Source organism: Gelidibacter gilvus (genome assembly GCF_004115975.1).
Taxonomy (GTDB): Bacteria; Bacteroidota; Bacteroidia; order Flavobacteriales; family Flavobacteriaceae; genus Gelidibacter; species Gelidibacter gilvus.
Genome location: NZ_SDDZ01000006.1, coordinates 136670 through 153705, shown reverse-complemented (window position 1 = coordinate 153705; position 17036 = coordinate 136670). Strand labels below are relative to the sequence as shown.

15 protein-coding genes are annotated in these 17036 nt (G+C 38.7%); 7 read left to right on the top strand and 8 right to left on the bottom strand.

Translation table 11 applies throughout. The annotated features are described in order from the left end of the window. Positions 1-188: 188 nt before the first annotated feature. On the bottom strand, positions 189-1115 hold the full coding sequence (locus tag ESZ48_RS11670) for a L,D-transpeptidase (protein ID WP_129017667.1): 927 nt from the start codon (positions 1113-1115) through the stop codon (positions 189-191). Between the two features lie 410 nt (positions 1116-1525). On the opposite strand from ESZ48_RS11670, the gene ESZ48_RS11665 reads away from it, so the two are divergent. From ESZ48_RS11665 to ESZ48_RS11655, 3 genes are read left to right on the top strand one after another with little or no spacing between them, the layout of a single operon-like run. Beyond that, positions 1526-2308, top strand: a complete 783-nt coding sequence (locus tag ESZ48_RS11665) for an MlaE family ABC transporter permease (protein WP_129017666.1) — start codon at positions 1526-1528, stop codon at positions 2306-2308. Next, the gene (locus ESZ48_RS11660; RefSeq protein WP_129017665.1) at positions 2309-3061 is read left to right on the top strand and encodes an ABC transporter ATP-binding protein; all 753 of its coding nucleotides are present in this window, start codon (positions 2309-2311) and stop codon (positions 3059-3061) included. A 5-nt stretch (positions 3062-3066) separates the two neighbouring features. Continuing rightward, the gene (locus tag ESZ48_RS11655) at positions 3067-4032 is read left to right on the top strand and encodes an MlaD family protein (protein ID WP_129017664.1); all 966 of its coding nucleotides are present in this window, start codon (positions 3067-3069) and stop codon (positions 4030-4032) included. 143 nt (positions 4033-4175) lie between these two features. Here the strand turns inward: ESZ48_RS11655 and ESZ48_RS11650 are convergent, their stop codons facing one another. From ESZ48_RS11650 to ESZ48_RS11620, 7 genes are all read right to left on the bottom strand, one after another. Continuing rightward, a complete protein-coding gene (locus ESZ48_RS11650; RefSeq protein ID WP_129017663.1) occupies positions 4176-5165 on the bottom strand; it encodes a DNA topoisomerase IB in 990 nt (329 codons plus the stop codon). A 349-nt stretch (positions 5166-5514) separates the two neighbouring features. Beyond that, positions 5515-7764, bottom strand: a complete 2250-nt coding sequence (locus ESZ48_RS11645) for a glycosyltransferase family 4 protein (RefSeq protein ID WP_129017662.1) — start codon at positions 7762-7764, stop codon at positions 5515-5517. A 105-nt stretch (positions 7765-7869) separates the two neighbouring features. Beyond that, positions 7870-9066 (bottom strand): glycoside hydrolase 100 family protein, encoded by a 1197-nt coding sequence (locus ESZ48_RS11640; RefSeq protein WP_129017661.1) that lies wholly within the window; start codon positions 9064-9066, stop codon positions 7870-7872. A 251-nt stretch (positions 9067-9317) separates the two neighbouring features. Then, a complete protein-coding gene (locus tag ESZ48_RS11635) occupies positions 9318-10460 on the bottom strand; it encodes a glycosyltransferase family 4 protein (RefSeq protein ID WP_129017660.1) in 1143 nt (380 codons plus the stop codon). After that, the gene (locus ESZ48_RS11630; RefSeq protein ID WP_129017659.1) at positions 10457-11116 is read right to left on the bottom strand and encodes a PIG-L deacetylase family protein; all 660 of its coding nucleotides are present in this window, start codon (positions 11114-11116) and stop codon (positions 10457-10459) included. The genes ESZ48_RS11635 and ESZ48_RS11630 overlap by 4 nt, the downstream gene beginning before the upstream one ends. Positions 11117-11139: 23 nt before the next feature. Further along, positions 11140-11478 carry a cupin domain-containing protein gene (locus ESZ48_RS11625; protein ID WP_129017658.1) on the bottom strand — a complete coding sequence of 113 codons (339 nt, stop codon included), beginning with the start codon at positions 11476-11478 and terminating at the stop codon, positions 11140-11142. Positions 11479-11717: 239 nt separating this feature from the next. Then, complete coding sequence (locus ESZ48_RS11620) at positions 11718-12278, bottom strand: helix-turn-helix domain-containing protein (RefSeq protein ID WP_223266434.1); 561 nt, start codon at positions 12276-12278, stop codon at positions 11718-11720. A gap of 551 nt (positions 12279-12829) precedes the next feature. Here ESZ48_RS11620 and ESZ48_RS11615 point away from each other — a divergent pair. The 4 genes from ESZ48_RS11615 (at position 12830) to glk (ending at position 17001) form a co-directional block, all read left to right on the top strand. Continuing rightward, positions 12830-13834, top strand: a complete 1005-nt coding sequence (locus ESZ48_RS11615; RefSeq protein WP_129017657.1) for a type I phosphomannose isomerase catalytic subunit — start codon at positions 12830-12832, stop codon at positions 13832-13834. Beyond that, positions 13831-14592 carry an HAD-IIB family hydrolase gene (locus ESZ48_RS11610; protein WP_129017656.1) on the top strand — a complete coding sequence of 254 codons (762 nt, stop codon included), beginning with the start codon at positions 13831-13833 and terminating at the stop codon, positions 14590-14592. Before ESZ48_RS11615 ends, ESZ48_RS11610 begins: the two co-directional genes overlap by 4 nt. A gap of 2 nt (positions 14593-14594) precedes the next feature. After that, positions 14595-15674 carry a glycoside hydrolase family 130 protein gene (locus ESZ48_RS11605; protein WP_129017655.1) on the top strand — a complete coding sequence of 360 codons (1080 nt, stop codon included), beginning with the start codon at positions 14595-14597 and terminating at the stop codon, positions 15672-15674. A gap of 250 nt (positions 15675-15924) precedes the next feature. Beyond that, positions 15925-17001, top strand: coding sequence for a glucokinase (gene glk / locus ESZ48_RS11600; protein WP_129017654.1), 1077 nt, complete (start codon positions 15925-15927; stop codon positions 16999-17001). The last annotated feature ends 35 nt before the right edge of the window (positions 17002-17036 follow it).

The window sequence follows — 17036 nt, the reverse complement described above, 5'->3', positions numbered from 1 at the left end:
CAACCGATCAAGATAGGATTGTTAAACAGTTCATTAAGGATTAGAAAATTAAAATTAAGTTTGTTCAAAAGACCTCAATTATTTTTATTGAGGTCTTTTCGTGTTTTTTGAATGGCAGATAGATAGGCGGTATGAGTTGGTGATGGAGATTTTTACATTAGTAGCTATCGAGACTAATTGCGATCCATTTATTTGAGACTCTCAAATCCCGGATAAATATCTTTAAACTTCACAGGTTCTCCATGATCATCTGTTCCATGCAATTCGTATTTTGAAACAACTTTGGTTCCGAGTGGAGCATAGTAATAAACAATCCATGCATGAGATTCTCTTAATCCAATACAGCCATTGGAAGACGCTCTTCCTAAAGTTCCCAAATTGGTGGTAGGATGGATAAGTTGGCCCACACGCACACCATTGATGGAGGGTTCTAACCACGGAATTGCTGGCAACGCAGTGACCTTACCATCATCTCGAACTGTTTTTTTGTACTTACTGTTAGTAACAGGATTAGCAAATGTCGGTTCTTTATTGACACGGATTATTTCACCAATCCCGGTCTTAGTTCTCATATCTACATGGCCTTTGGCCATTACCATATATTTTTTACCTACTTTTCCAACGCGTACGGGAAACTTGTAAACTTCCTTTTCATCCTGAATGATTCGAAGTCGAAATTCTGGAATATTGAGTTCGAGATAGGTGTTACTAAGTTGGGCTCTCAGATCCAGAGTCTCTAACGAATCTGGAATAATTAACACCTGATCTTTTTTTAAAGCTATTAAGGCCTGAGAATCTTCGTTAAAAATTCCTTTATCCATTAGGTAATAATAATCTGTATTTGCTAAAGTGTCTATGATCCACTTGTTATGGTGTACAATGAGATATTCATCAATAGCATAATTGTGGGTACGGTTATGTGTGGCCACAATACTGTCCATCCATTTAAAATAGGAATGGATGGGTACATCTTTGTTGATCGTTATTTCTATGGGCACAATTGGCTTTTCTACTTTTGAGGTTTTTACAATTTCTTCTTTTTCATTATTGGTTTTATGAGAATTGACACAGCCCATAAGTGTGAGGCTAAGAATAAATACTGAAATGTTTTTCATATGTTTGAACTTGTTTTTTTGGAAAGTAACGATTAATTACAACCAGGGCATTGTGTGTTGAAAACTGAAGTCTATCTTTTCAATAAATCTATTTGCATAGGTGATTATTCAAATTTGATAAATTGTAATCAAAAGTATAAAGATTATTTTAAGAAAGGGATGATAAGTATCATGGCAAATTAAGGGTCATGATGATGGCATTAAAAACTCAAGAGAATTGACGGCTTTTAAAACCACTAAGACTTGATTCTGACTTCTAGTAAAAATTCAAGACCAAAATATATCTGAAAATTCTAGATTTTAGAGGTCTAGGAAATGTTCAAGATCAGAACTGATTTCTCAATACTGACCCAAATCATGTATTTAGAAAAAATTCCTACTTATATTTGAAACTTACCACCTTTAATTAAATGTCCAAGCCAAACTCCTTTTTAGACCGTATCAAATCGTTTTTTGCTGAAATAGGCGATATGGCTTTTTTTGCCGGTCGGTTTTTTAGGGAATTGTTCAGTAAACCTTTTGAGTTTAGGGAGCTCCTCCGGCAATGCTACAATATGGGTAACCGGTCCTTGTTTTTGGTGATCGTGACCGGATTTATTTTAGGACTGGTTTTTACGTTGCAGTCCCGACCTACTTTGACGCAGTTTGGAGCGGAATCTTGGATGCCGTCCATGATCAGTCTGTCCATCGTTAGAGAGATTGGTCCGGTGATTATTGCGTTGATCTGTGCCGGAAGGATCGGGTCAGGGATAGGAGCCGAGATTGGTTCGATGCGCGTGACCGAGCAGATTGATGCCATGGAAGTTTCAGGTACCAATCCGTTTAAATATTTGGTAGTCACCCGGATTCTTGCCGTTACGCTCATGTTGCCTTTATTGGTGATTTTGGGCGATGCCGTTGCACTTGTGGGTTCGGCAATTGTAGAAAACTTAAAAGGTGGAGTATCCTATACGCTTTATTTTAATCAAGTTTTTGATGCCTTGAAATTTAGTGACGTTTTTCCCGCAACGGTCAAAACATTTTTCTTTGGATTTGCCATTGGTCTTGTAGGAACCTATAAAGGATATAATTGCGCCAAAGGCACCGTTGGTGTGGGAGAAGCATCAAACTCAGCGGTGGTTTATACGTCTATGTTGCTGTTTATAATTGACTTTATCGCCGTTTTTGTAACCGATATATTTTATACGCTATAAATGAATTCCGAAGAAAACAAAAAACCAGTTTTAGAACTAAAAGACATTAAAAAGAGCTTTGGGGATAACCATGTGCTCAAGGGATTCAACTTGACACTCCATGAAGGGGAAAACCTGGTCATCATGGGAAAATCGGGTTCGGGAAAATCGGTGATGGTGAAGTGTATTGTGGGTTTGATCCAGCCGGATAGCGGCAGTATCAGAATCAAGGACCAAGATATCATCACCATGGGCCAAAAGGAATTGGATTTTTTAAGGACCGAAATCGGTTATCTTTTCCAAGGTAGCGCCTTATACGATTCGATGACGGTTAGAGAAAACCTTGAATTTCCACTGCGACGGCATAAGGATAAAATCGAAAATTTTCAAGGCACTGAAGCCTCCGTTCATGAAGCGCTTAAAAGTGTGGGACTTTTGGACGCTATAGACAGGATGCCTGCAGAATTGTCGGGCGGAATGCAACGAAGAGTGGCCTTGGCAAGAGCATTGATCCTAAAGCCTAAAATCATTATGTACGATGAACCCACTACAGGGTTGGATCCCATTACGGCAAATGAAATTATTCAGCTCATGCGAAGCATTCAAAAAGAATATAACACATCATCATTAATCATTACACACGATGTAGATTGCGCGCGTGTTATTTCAAACCGGATGATCTTATTGGTAGATGGCATCAATTATGCTGAAGGCACCTTTGAGGAGCTTTCAAATTCGAGCGATCCACAGACCAGAGCATTTTTTAAAAATTAAGTTTTATGGCAAAATCAAATTCAAAAAAAGTAAGAGTCGGAATATTCGTGGTCGTGGGCACAATAATTCTCGTGAGTGCTCTGTATTTAATAGGCTCGCGACAACATATTTTCACCAAAAACATTCAATTATATTCGGTTTTTGATAATGTCAACGGACTGATATTAGGGAATAATGTGCGCTACTCAGGTATTAATGTTGGGACGGTGACCAAAATTGAAATGACGGAAGTCGGCAAGATTACTATCGAGATGACGGTGGAGGAAAAAGCGGCTTATTTTATTAAAAAAGATGCTGTGGCATCCATCAGTTCAGATGGCTTGGTTGGGAGTATGGTAGTGAATATCATTCCTGGAGATCAACAGGAAGAAGCAAACGTAGTGGCTGGAGATTTCATAAAGACCTCCAGTAAAGTGAGTATGGACGATATGTTGGGAACTTTAAATGTTACCAGTGAGAATCTATCAAAAATTACCAATGAAATTCTGCTTGGCGAAGGTGCATTAGGTGTGTTGATTAACGACACTATCATGGCACAGAACATCAAGCAAACCCTTGAGGAGCTGAGAAAAACTTCCGAAGGTACTGGTTTGGCCATGGCAAAAATCAATCAAATTATCTCTAAAATCAACTATGACGATAGTGCTGCTGCAGTTATTTTAAGTGATACTGCCACAGCAAATCAAATCAGGAAAATAGTCGCCAATCTCGAAACCTCTAGCGAAGATGTTAATGCCATCACCAAAAACCTGGATGATTATATATCGGAAATAAAATCAGGAAAGGGCGCTCTCAATCACCTTACACAAGATGAAGAATTTGTAAAGGAAATAGATTCTACGATGATCCAAATAAAAGAAGCCTCGGAAAAACTGAATGAAAACATGGAGGCCTTGCAGCATAACTTTTTCTTCCGTGGTTTTTTCAAGAAAAAAGAACGGCAGGAACGGAAGGAGGCCAAAGAAGAGTGAACAAGAGTCATTTGAAAAAAACTAATTCCCGCGTCACCAGAAGATGACCTCTTATTGATCATTTTAGTTAAAATCCTAATTTGTCCATGTCAAACATGAAATCCAAACAGTTACGGTGGCAATTATGTTAAATTAAGAATTGTCTATTTACCTTTTAAACGACTACGGAGCATGCACAACACCCCAATTTCCTCTTTGGATAGATTTTCAGCTGTTTTAAGTAATTTATTGATTTCTTTTTCAAAGTATTTCAAGGTGCGTCCTTGAGTGTAGTCATCAATAATTCTTGGATCGATGTAGGAGCTTCGTGCAACCGACGGCGTATTGCCCAATCGTTCTGAAACACGGTTCACCGCTTCTTTGATGTTCTTATCCAATGATTTTTGATCTTTTTTGTCCACCACACCCAGTTCATCCAAAGCGATGGCAGCGATCATGGTTCCGGCCCAAGTTCTAAAATCTTTTGCTGAAAATTCTTCACCCATGACTTCGTGGATGTAGGCATTCAGATCGGAGCTTTTAACATCAATGATATGATCGTCATCATCAAGATATTTAAATATTTCATAGCCTTGCATATCATCAATTTCTTGAACTATTTTGGCCAGTTTTTTATCAACGATATGTTTTTCCTGCTCTTGTCCTGACTTGCCGATGTATTTAAATATGATTTCGTCATCATTTATAGTAAGATGTTTATGTCTCAATGTCGTGAGGCCGTAGCTAGCATTCTCCTTAGAATAAATTTCACTTCCGGGTCTAAAAAATGCAGATTCCAATAACCTGAGCATGGTCGCCATCACTTTATTGCGATTCAACTTTCGTTTCCGCAAATGCTGTCCTGTAACACGTCGCATATGCTCCAACTGATCCGCAAAATTAATAATACGATCAAATTTTTTAGCGTTTTGTTTCTCGGTATATTTGGGGTGATAGATGTATTGTTTTCGATCCTTGTCATCACGTCCGGTGACCAACAGATCTGCTTTTTTGTTTTCATCAATTTCCACATCAGTCCACGCTGGTGGAATAACGAGTGATTTTATCCAGTTTCGGATTTCGTCGTCTTTTATAGTTTTACCATGTTTATCCTGATAGGTAAAACCTTTTCCGCGTTTTTTTCTGTAATACATGGTCGGATTTTTTTTAAAAGTAAATTAAAACTTTTACCATGATAATCTCAATACCTCTAATTCTTAATCGTATTGCGAAAATTCAAAAGATTGCTTATTTCCTAAACTGGGAGACGAGAATAGATGCTTAAAACGATCTTACTCTTCTACAAAACACATGATTTCTATGAAATTTTAGGATTGGCAATTCTTCTTTGATTTTGATTAAAAATAATTGATTGACCAAATGATGTAGAACAAATGCGAGAGTGTTGCATAGGAAAGTGATTAAACAAATTAGATATTGTGTTCTCTTAAATTGTCGGCCAATAAGTCCGTAATTCTAAAACCTTTTCTTACTTGTTAGACCTCAATTTGTTTCTTCTCTGTTTAACTCTTGAGAGTGATAAGATTCCTCATAGGCTTGTAGTACAGTAAGATGAGAAATAAGATAGGCCAATGAACTTTCGGCGCCCTGATTTCTATTGACGCCATAATCTTCAAAGCCATCGCAACAACCCTTGGTTTCAAAGTCGTAAAGGCTCATACGCAAGTCATTTTCACCTAAAAACCACATGAAAGACGTGAATAGTTTCTCCAAATATCCTCTTTCACCCGTAACAACAAATGCCTGATGATACATCAGCACCATGGCCATAGCATCAATAGGTTGTTGGGCGTAGATGGAACGTTCTTTGTCTTTTACAAACCACTGTCTGTTCCCGATTACTGAGAGGTAGCCATCTTTAAGGGTGTGGGACGTAAGAAAACGCATGGCTTCAAAGGCAATGTTCTTTGCTTTTTTGTTTTCTAATACCTGAGAAGCATGGAGCAAAGCGAGGGGTAAAATCCCGTTATCATAAGCTAAAAGTGACTCAAACCAGTTCCAGTTTTCTGATTGATTTTGCTCGAAATGTTCTACAAGGACGTCCGTCATTCGTACTAAACACATTTTCATCTCATCATCTGACGGATTTGTATTAAGATAATAACAGATGCCAATGATGGTATTGGCAATGCCTCTAATGGATTTCAGTTTCTCAAAATTGGGTGATGCATCAAAGAAAATCAAGCGTGCCGTTTGATAATACGCATCGTTTGGCGCATGACCCATAAGATATCCCAAGACCCAAATGGTTCTTCCAAAGGAATCCTCAGAACCCACTTCGTCCAAAAAGTTACGATTGAAGCTCAAAAAGTTACGGAAAGTACCATCCGTATTTTGCATATAATGGATGTAACTCATATATACTGGCATCAGTTCTAAGGCCAGCGCATTTTTTTTCTGTTTATACGTCATGCATACCATAAGAAGTGCCCGCGCATTATCGTCAAGGCAATAGCCTTCTTTAAGATTTGGAATTCCAAATTTTGCATGTTGGATAATTCCTGTATCATCCGTTAATCTTTTAATATGTGCCAATGAAAATGTTGGTAATAGCAAAAGATCAATAGCGCTATCTTTTTTAGGTTCCGGTTTTGCAGGCTCAGCTATTAAACGTTCTGCAAGTTGGAGATATCTTTCACCAATTTTTGGCCAGATAATGTCCTGACCATAGACCACAGCTTTTTTCTGGATCGTTTTTAACATCTCAGGATTCTCTAACAGTTCGTTCAAAACTTTTACCAATCCATTTTCATCTTTAAAATCGAAGAGCCGTCCTTTGTTTTCAGTGAGAAGTTCGGCGGCATGCCAATACGGTGTGGATACTACCGCACAGCCAGAACCCATGGCGTAGGTCAAAGTGCCGCTGGTAATTTGAGCTTCATTGACATAAGGCGTAATATAAATATCGCAGGCAGCCAGATATTTAAAGAGTTCTTTTTCTTCGACAAACTCATTGAGTAAGAGAACATGATTACCAAGATTCAATGTTTTTATGAGCAGCTGCAGATAGTTTCTATATTCTTCACCAGCACTTCTTAGCACGTTGGGATGCGTTTTTCCCAAAACGATAAAATAGACTTCAGGATGTTTTTCAATTATTTGTGGCAAGGCGTTAATGACGGTTTCAATGCCTTTGTTCCGTCCCACGAAACCAAAAGTCAAAAGCAATTTCTTATCCGTTAATTTAAATTCGGCTCTCGAAGTGGCCTTATCAAATTTAATATCGGGAACTCCATGTTCTATTCTGATGATTTTTTCTGAGGGAACATCGTAAATACCTTCAAGAAATTGAATGGCCTTATGACTCATCACGACTAATTTATCAGACATTTTACAGATCTGTTGCAAAATGGCTTTTTCAGTATAGGATGGATTTTCAAGGATGGTATGCAAGGTGGAAATCAGCGGAATATGCAACCTATGTAAAAGCGGTAAAATATAGACGCCACTCTGACCGCCATAAATACCGAATTCATGTTCAAGGATGCAAACCTCTGCACCACTCCGATTTATAAAATCGGCAGCGGCTAAATAATCGGTTTGCTGTTCCTGATGGATGATCAGTTTTACCTCAGGAGGAAATGCATAAACTTCGTGGTTATCAGTCATTGCTATAATGATGATTTCATTTTTGTCATCACCATTATTTTTCATGGCATGCGCAAGACTGTGTGTAAATGTGCCTATTCCGCATTGTCGTGGTGGATATGTAGCTACAAAAGCAATTTTCATTTTTGTAAGGGTTTTATACTATTTTTTTCTATTATTCTCTTTTGTACACTGATCCTATTTAAACATTAAGTAGGCGATTTAGGAATTCAAAACGTTGACCTGTTTTTACATTGGATTTGTTTGTCGATGTGAATTTAATCGTATCGTATCAAAAAAAGGAGTGGATCGCTCTTGTACGCAGGTTGCAGCATACAGATAATTAGAGGCACTCCAAGTTTGCCAATCCTGACCCATTGGCTCACCGGTTTGGGCTTTGTACCATTCGTTAAAATTGAATTCCAAAGTTTTATTTCTACCCTTTTTGAGGAGCTTGGTCAAGGCTAAAAGCTTTTTTTCAGCCAAATCATATTCTTTTGCTGCAACTAAAGCGGCAATATAAAACCCACTGATAAACGGCCATATCCCGCCATTGTGATAATCTCCTGGCTTATTAAAATCGTAATATCTCGGTAACCAGTCCGCATCTTCAGGTTGTATAAAAGGGAAAAAATTTGGAGTGAGATCCAACACTAAATCGTTCGTCCGGTTCATGGTTTCACACTCATTTTCTATCCATTTTACCATGGCCCTTGATTTTTCCGGTGAAGCTAATCCCGATAAAATGGCAAGACTGTTTCCCAATAAATCAAAACGATCACTGCAATATACTTTGTAAGACCATAAGGCAAAATACGGTTGGTCATTAATGGCAAGACCTTCATGCGGACAGCTATGCGATTTATCCGAAGCATAGGTCAATTGCCCAATGGCATCTCCAAGATTTTTGGCTGGTGCATCCTTTTTTAAAAATTTGAGACCGCTGTAGGTGAGTGTGTTTACAAAAAGTCCGTATCCAAGTACCCATTGTTCATCGCGCCAGTCGCTGGTAGGTTGTTGTGCAATTAAATAATGATTGGTAGGACATTGGTTTTCCATCCAAAGCACTGCTTTTTCCACGGCATCTTCTAAAAAATGTGGTTCGTCAAGCAAAGTTCTAAAAATTCCCGTAGCCATCAAAAAAAGTGGGGTAGTGTCACTGGAACCTAAATTCTTTTTATCGTGGACAAGTGAGGGGATTTGTCCGAGTTCTGATTGATTGGTCGCTAAGGTCAGAAGTACATTTTTTACACTCTGCATAAGCTGTTTATTTCCTGTTGTGGCGATTCCCAATACAGATATCAAAAGATCTCTGGTATAGGGTTCAGGATAGCCCCATCCAGCGGTGCGCGGTAAATTTGCGACTGTGCCGTGCGCGTTGTGCAAAAGCACATCAGTGGCGGCTTTTTTTGCGGATTCGATTAATTTTTTGTCTTCTGGATTCATTTAAAAATATTATTTTCCGATTATAACTGGGCTTACTTCGAGTAGAGGTAAAGACATGGCAGTCTCTAGACATTATTAACCATTGTGATCTTTTATTCCAATGCTTAATAAAACACCGTTAAAATTGTGTATTTAATGCTGATTTAAAATTTTAAATCCTTATTAATAAATGCTTTACCAAACAAGTCTATATTCTATGCTCTATAAACGGAGCGGTCTTGATTCTTTTCTCGGACATTACTGATTTAAAACTATTTAATTCCTAATCTATCTTGTAGAATTTGCAGAAACTTCTTGGTCACCACTTTGTAATCAAAATGTTCTACGGCGCGTTCTCGCCCTGCGGCACCCATTTTTGCACGGAGGTTTTCATCTTCCATCAGCTTGAGCAAATATTTGGCAATATCCTGCGTATTGGCGCGATAGTCTACAGTTCTGGGAATATCAAAATGTATTTTTCGGCTGCTTTCAAAACCTGATTCCTCGCCTAAAAGAACCTCATTGACGACAATTTTTTGGGCAACATCCGCTAAATAGGCAGTCTTGCCGTGAATTAACGTGTCTAACATACCCATCGCATTAATTCCAATGACGGGTTTCCCACATGCTCCGGCTTCAACCTGTGGCATCCCAAAGCCTTCAAGTCGTGATGGAGCAGCATAAATATCGCAGGCGCCAATCAGATAGGGCATGAAATTCCGTGACACCGTATTGGTAGCGTAGGTAATGTTTTTTTCGAGACCAAGGGATTCTGCCATTTTAAGGTCGAGCATGTTTTGGACAATGGTTCGTGGTTGCGGCCATACTTTACACACGTATTTCCAATCGGGGGCTTTGGTATCTATAATTGCCAGTGCCTGCATAACTTCTTGAGCGCCTTTGGATGCGGCATCACCACCCACGGTCAAAATCATGACCTGATCTGGTGAAATACCCAAGGCTTCGCGTACCGCCACGATTTTGGGATTATTCTTAGGCAAAGGCTTAAAGGCATCCGTATCGATTCCAACGGGAAGAACTTCTATATTATCAGGATGGATTCCATCGCGCACATACATTTCTTTTACCCAATTGGAGGTGACCAAAATCAGTGGCAACTCATTTAAAACTTCTTGATAATTTGCAATATAACCATCAGCTACCAGCCATGGCACCGCTAGAATACCATAACGTTGCGGATGCAGTACAAGATGTGGCGTATGTCCCCAATAGCCAACACCAACCACAACATCGGGCTCAAACCATCGGTAATACCATTCCTTTTCTTGAGCCGACTCAAAGTGAGCCGCATGGGCATCTACGCCCAACTCAAGCAAACCTCTGTAGAGCATATCGCCCTGTGTGGCAAGGCCGCCAGGAGAAGGAGGATAGTCGTAAAGAACAAGCACTTTCATAAGTTATGTGTTAATGAGTTTTCTCTAGTTTGTTTGATATCTAACCATTTTAATGCCGTTTCCGCATTTTTAAATTGCCAAAATGCTTCTTTTTCAGGCGTGGTTTTGGCCTCAAATCCCGATTTCTCAAATCCGTAGATCTCCGTGATTATCCGGTATTTTTCTAACCATATTTTTAGCGGTAATTTTTTACAAAAATCCGCTTCCTCAATCGCACGCGGATGGTAGGCTTTGGTTCCGTCTTCATAAGCAAAGAGCCAGAGTGCATTGGTGCTTATTTTTTGTTTGTGCCATAAGTAGATGACGGCGTTGCCAACTTCCTCATGGCGTAAATGTCTTGTGTATTCCCCGAAAGGGCTATGGGTGATGATGAGGTCATAGTTTTTTTGCGGCAGTAGGTCTAAAATCGCATCTTCTACCTCTTTTGGTTTTAAAGGAACTTGTTCTGGACCATCATCCAAATCGCCCATCACACCATCTGCCTTATAGTTAGCAAGCACCTTCCTAAATTTTGGAGCGCGATCCGGATCATTTATTCTGCATAAACTTGCCACAAACCAATGGTCGTTTGTATGCATCAAAATCTCGCCGCCGCACCACAGCGTTTCATCATCTGGGTGGGCTACAATTACAGCATTGTTTTTATTAAGTTCCATACGTGTCGTTTTTATGGATCCGGTTATTCGTAACCACTTTTGATAATTGTAGATATCATTTTAAAACGCTCGTTGGCTCTAATGGTGTTTTTGGAATGTGCGGGAATAATGATGGACTCTCCCGAAATCAGACTAAATGAATGGTCGTCGATTTGAACTTCAGCTTTTCCTTCTATAATTTGAATAAAGTGATCAAAACGCGATAGATTTTCGGTAATCTGTTCTCCGCGATCAATAAAAACAGCACTGACGTTACCGGTTGGCCGTTTCAAAATGGTTTTCATAAATACGCCGTTATCAACATAGTGATCCAACCCTACAATGATAAAAATTTTCGATTTCTCAAATTCAGAAGATTCCATCTTAGGTAGATTGAGTGATAAAATATTGGAATTATTGTCGATTTTCTTTTGCGAAAATCAGCATTTTAAAATTCGTAAATTCTTAAAGACAATGTGTTATATCGGATAGGTGAAGAGTTGTAAGATTCCCACATTAAAGCATAAATGCTTGTGGTTTGATATGTGAAATTTCAATAGAGACGATTATTTATACTTGCAATACATCTAGAAACATAAGGTAGCACCGACTGTCTTGACCATTAAAGATCCTCTAAATTCTTAAGTTTTTTATTTTTGAGAGTCTTAAAATAAGAAGGGGCAAGACCTGTGATTTTCTTAAACTGATTGGAGAGATGTGCAACACTACTGTAATGCAATTGGTAGGATATTTCTGTCAAGTTCAGATCTTCATAAAGTAACAATTCCTTGACCCGTTCAATTTTGTGATTGATGATATACTGCTGAATGGTGATCCCTTTTACTTCAGAGAATGTATTGGCCAAATAGGTATAATCATACCCGAGTTTTTCACTGATATAATCCGAATAGTTCACCTTGGGCATATCTTTCGAATAATGGATCATTTCGATAATTACCGCCTTGATTTTTTCAATCAGAATATTTCGTTTATCATCAAGGAGTTCAAGTCCATATCTTTTGAGATTTCTTTCGAGTTCCTGTTTCAGCGAATCTGATATGTTTTCCTTAATCTCAATAGTCCCGAGATCCACTTTCAAGCAGTGTAATCCAATTTTTTCAAGTTCTTGTTGGACGACCATTTTACAACGTAAACTCACCATGTATTTGACGTATAAGAACATGAATATCTCCCTTTTTTATAAAATTATTTCCGTGTTGATCAATGAACGAATCAAATAGATAGATAAGATCCTTTTTATGTAGAAATAGATCATCACTATTAATTTAATGACTTATAAATAACTTTCTACATCATACAAAATCGTTATCTAGGAGAATAAAATTACAAAATTTATCTCCAACTTAACTGCTTTATCAAATTAAGTGTTAACGTTGTCCTTCGCATTTTTGTCAACACTAGCAACTATTCTAAGAATCTTGGTCTTTGAATTTTTTGAATCTGTGATATATGTAATGATTCATAACATTTATGTAGTATAAAAGTGATGATTCAGTCGCATCTTTATACTATAGTATTTGATGATTGTCCCGATAGTTATCGGGATAATTCCGCTCCAACTCTTCATAATTACTGGAATTCCAGTCGATAGCTGATTTCTTAAATAAGTGATTTGTAATTTGATTAATAAAACATCAAATAGTTACAAAATCAAAGCGATTTTTGGACAACGCTAAAAATAATATGGTACGATAATCTTTAAAACAAAATATGATGAGCGAAGAATTATATCCTTTAAAATTTGAGCCGATATATCAATACCGATTGTGGGGAGGAAGACGATTGGCCCATTTATTGTCAAAACCACTCCCCAAAGACGAACCTGTTGGAGAAGCTTGGCTTTTGAGTGATCGAAAAGATCATGCCAGTAAGGTCACTGATGGATCGTTAAAAGGAAAAACCATTACGGAATTGATGCAAAAATATCCCATGGAAATAATGGGCAAAAACAGAGGTCATGTCGAGCGTTTTCCGCTCTTGTTGAAATTTTTGGATTGTCATGAAGTTTTGTCGGTACAGGTGCATCCTTCTGATGACCAGACGGATTATATCCCAAAAGGCGATACCGGAAAAACTGAGGCTTGGGTGGTTTTGGAAACTGCGGATGATAGTATTATTTATTCCGGTTTGAAAAAAGGGACCACCAAAGAAGATGTGATTGCAGCAATCAAAAACAACTCGGTTTCAGAGAAACTTCACAGGTTCATCCCTAAAATTGATGATGCAGTTTTTATCCAATCAGGCACTGTGCACACGTTGGGTGGTGCCGTGGTTTTTGAGGTTCAGGAAAACAGCGATGTCACCTTCCGACTTTACGATTGGGACCGAAAAGATCCCAAAACCGGAAAACTTCGAGAACTTCAGGTAGAAAAAGCTATTGCCTGTATTGATTATAATCAGGTGGAAATTGGTCCAATTATTCCTGTGAAAAGTGCAGAAGTTGAAAATGCAGAGTTACTTTTCGATAATGAACACTTTAAATTATGGCGTATTGAGAGTGAAAAACAAGTTGCGGTGGGTTTCAAAGATGAACCTGTTATTTTGGTTTGTATCAAAGGCTCAGGAATTATGAATTATCAAAATAAAGACTATTCAATTTCTAAAGGAGAAGTAATGTTGTTGCCTGCTATTGTTGGACAATTGGAGCTTCGTCCCAATTCAAAAATCAGATTGCTACAAATAGCAATTCCCAATATGAACGGTATTAGAAAGTCATGAAAAACTTAATTATTTTCGATTTGGACGGCACATTGGCTAAAAGCAAATCGCCCATTGACCAAGAAATGTCCGAATTATTTAAGAGTTTACTCCATGTGGTCCACGTCGCAATTATTTCTGGTGGCGACTGGCCGCAATTTGAGAAACAGGTATTGAATCAACTACCAAAAAACACATTGTTGGAGAAATTGGCCATTTTACCTACTTGCGGTACCAAGTTTTATCAATACACTGATGAATGGAAAAAGCTGTACGCTGAGAACTTTACGGACGAGGAAAGAAATAAAATATTAGATAGTTTACATACAGCTCTAGAAGCTTCCAATTTAGATATCAAAAAAACCTGGGGCGAACAGATTGAAGATCGCGGGAGTCAGATCACTTTTTCAGCACTTGGGCAACAAGCGCCGCTGGAAGAAAAAAAAGGCTGGGATCCAGATTTTGTAAAACGTAAAAAGGTGGTCGAACGCCTCAAAACACCTTTGAAAGGATTTTCGATTGGTATGGGTGGAACGACTTCCATAGATATTGTAAAACCCGGAATTGATAAGGCTTATGGGATCCGTAAACTCGAAGAAATTTTAGGTTTAGGGATTTCTGAAATGCTATTTATCGGTGATGCACTCTTTGAAGGTGGCAACGATTATCCAGCACGAAAAACTGGGGTGGATTGTATCCAAGTGAGAGATCCTGAAGAAACCAAAAGCATCATACAGACCATTATTATGTGCTCAAAAGAACCAGAAAAAAGTAGATAATTATGATGCCATTCCAATTACAAAGAATTTGCACGCTTATGGAACCTGAAGCGGGAAACGAACTTGAAGTCGAAGGTGTGCTCAATCCCGCAGTAACCCGTGGACCTGATGGGGAACTTTATATCTTTCCGCGTTTGGTGGCCAAGAATAATTATTCTAGAATTGGCATTGCTAGAGTAAAATTCAATGACGCTGGAGATCCGGAAGGTGTAGAGCGCTTGGGCATCGTTTTGGAGCCTGAAATGGATTATGAAAAACGTCCGAACGGCTGCGGTGGCTGCGAAGATCCAAGAATTGCATATGTGACATGTGTTGAACATTATATCATGACCTACACGGCTTATGGACCGGAAGGACCACGTATTGCCATGGCCAGATCCAAAGACCTTTTTACATGGGAACGTTTGGGTCTCGTATGCTTTACGCCTTATGAAGATGTCGATTTTAATGGCATTGATAATAAGGACGCGAGCTTTTTTCCAATTGATCTTCCAAGTCCACATCAGCACATGTCTTTGGCCATGTTGAATCGCCCGCTATTTCCTAAGACAAGACCAGAGGAAATTGTACAAAACGATGGTATTCACGAAAGTGATCAGCCGAAAGAAAGTATTTGGATATCTTATGTCAACCTGAAAAAAGGAAAGGATACGTCTTTGGAAAAAGCTCGATTCACTTCACATCATTGTTTGGCGCATCCGGAATATGCATGGGAAAATTTAAAAATAGGGGGTGGGGCACCGCCAATTTTAACAAAACACGGTTGGTTATTGGTGTATCATGGCGTCCAAAAACATGAAGAGTGTACTAAAGATCAACCTGCATTTTATTATTCTGCGGGCGCAATGATTTTGTCAGAAACAAAACCTCAAAAAATCCTCTACCGATCTCCAGAACCTATTTTAATTCCCGATCTGCCAGAGGAAAGAATCGGAACGGTTGGTAATGTTGTATTTCCGACGGGCACGGACCGTAGAGACGATCTTGGCCAACCCAATCGGATTGATGTGTACTACGGCATGGCCGATAACAGAATAGGCGTCGCCAAAATGGAAATCCCCGACAGTTTACCTCAAAATTGAAAATCCTTCGCTTAATTGGCTTAGTCATTACCAGTGTCAAGTCTCAATTTGTATGTTTAATTTGTTTTTTTTCTTTAATCATATATCACTTCCATGACTCCGCTTTATTTTTCTTCAAATTCGTACTCAAATTTTCGATTAAAAACACAATACTTCCCGTTTTAGAAATTGATTCTTATTTTTTCAATCTAGATTTGTGTTTTGTAATAATAGCAGTATTTTACAGTCTCAAATCAAATGGTGTTCCCCTATGGAAAAATTCAAATCAATTTCCTTACCCGATATTTCAGATGCCAATTTACCTATGGCCTATCCTTCAAAAAAGAAGCACTTGCCCGATTCAGGGATGGTATTGGCGGCAGATGTAGGTGGTACGAAAACAGATCTTGCACTTTTCAAAATTGAAAAAGGCAGATTAATTTCAATCAAAAAACAGCGCTACGCTACCACAGATCACACTTCATTTGTAGAGTCCATCCGTAAATTTCGTATCGGTGAGACTGAAACAATTGATGCTGCTTGTTTGGGTGTAGCCGGTGTAGTGGACGGCGATAAAGTAAGAGGTGTCAATTTTGCTTGGGAGATTGACGCGAAAAAGCTGCAATCCGACGTGAATATTAAACGCATTCATCTTATCAATGACTTGCACGCCAATGCTTATGGACTTTCAGCGCTGGAAGAGAAGGACTTTGAAATTGTGACTGAAGGAAAGATAAATAAAGGCAATGCTTCAATTATTTCACCCGGCACCGGACTTGGCGAAGCTGGAATGTATTGGGACGGTTCGTATTACCATCCTTATGCAAGTGAAGGTGGGCATTGTAGTTTTAGTCCGAGAGATGACATGGATGTCGAACTTTGGAAGTTTTTAAATGCGAAATTTGGCCATGTCAGTTGGGAAAGAGTGGTTTCTGGACAGGGTATTTATAATATCTATCAATTTTTAAGGATATATAAGGTCGAAAAGGAACCGGATTGGCTAACTAAACAATTTCTAAAGGAAGATCCCGCTGTTGTCATATCTACTGCGGCCCAAGAAAAAAGTGATCCTATTTGTGTGCAAACAATGCAGCTTTTTTTGAAATATTTGAGTATTGAATCCGCGCAACTTGCCCTAAAGAATAAATCTACTGGCGGAATTTATATCGGTGGCGGAATCGTCCCTAAAATCCTCGGTCTCATCGATAAAAAGGAGTTTTACAATACCTTTATTGAAGTCGGACGTATGGAGACTTTATTAAAATCCATTCCTGTAAAGATTGTGCTGAATGATAAAACTCCTATGATGGGCGCAGCTTATTATGCGGCAATGGGGATTGAAAATTAGAAACCTGACAGGTCTTTAAAACCTGTCAGGTTTAG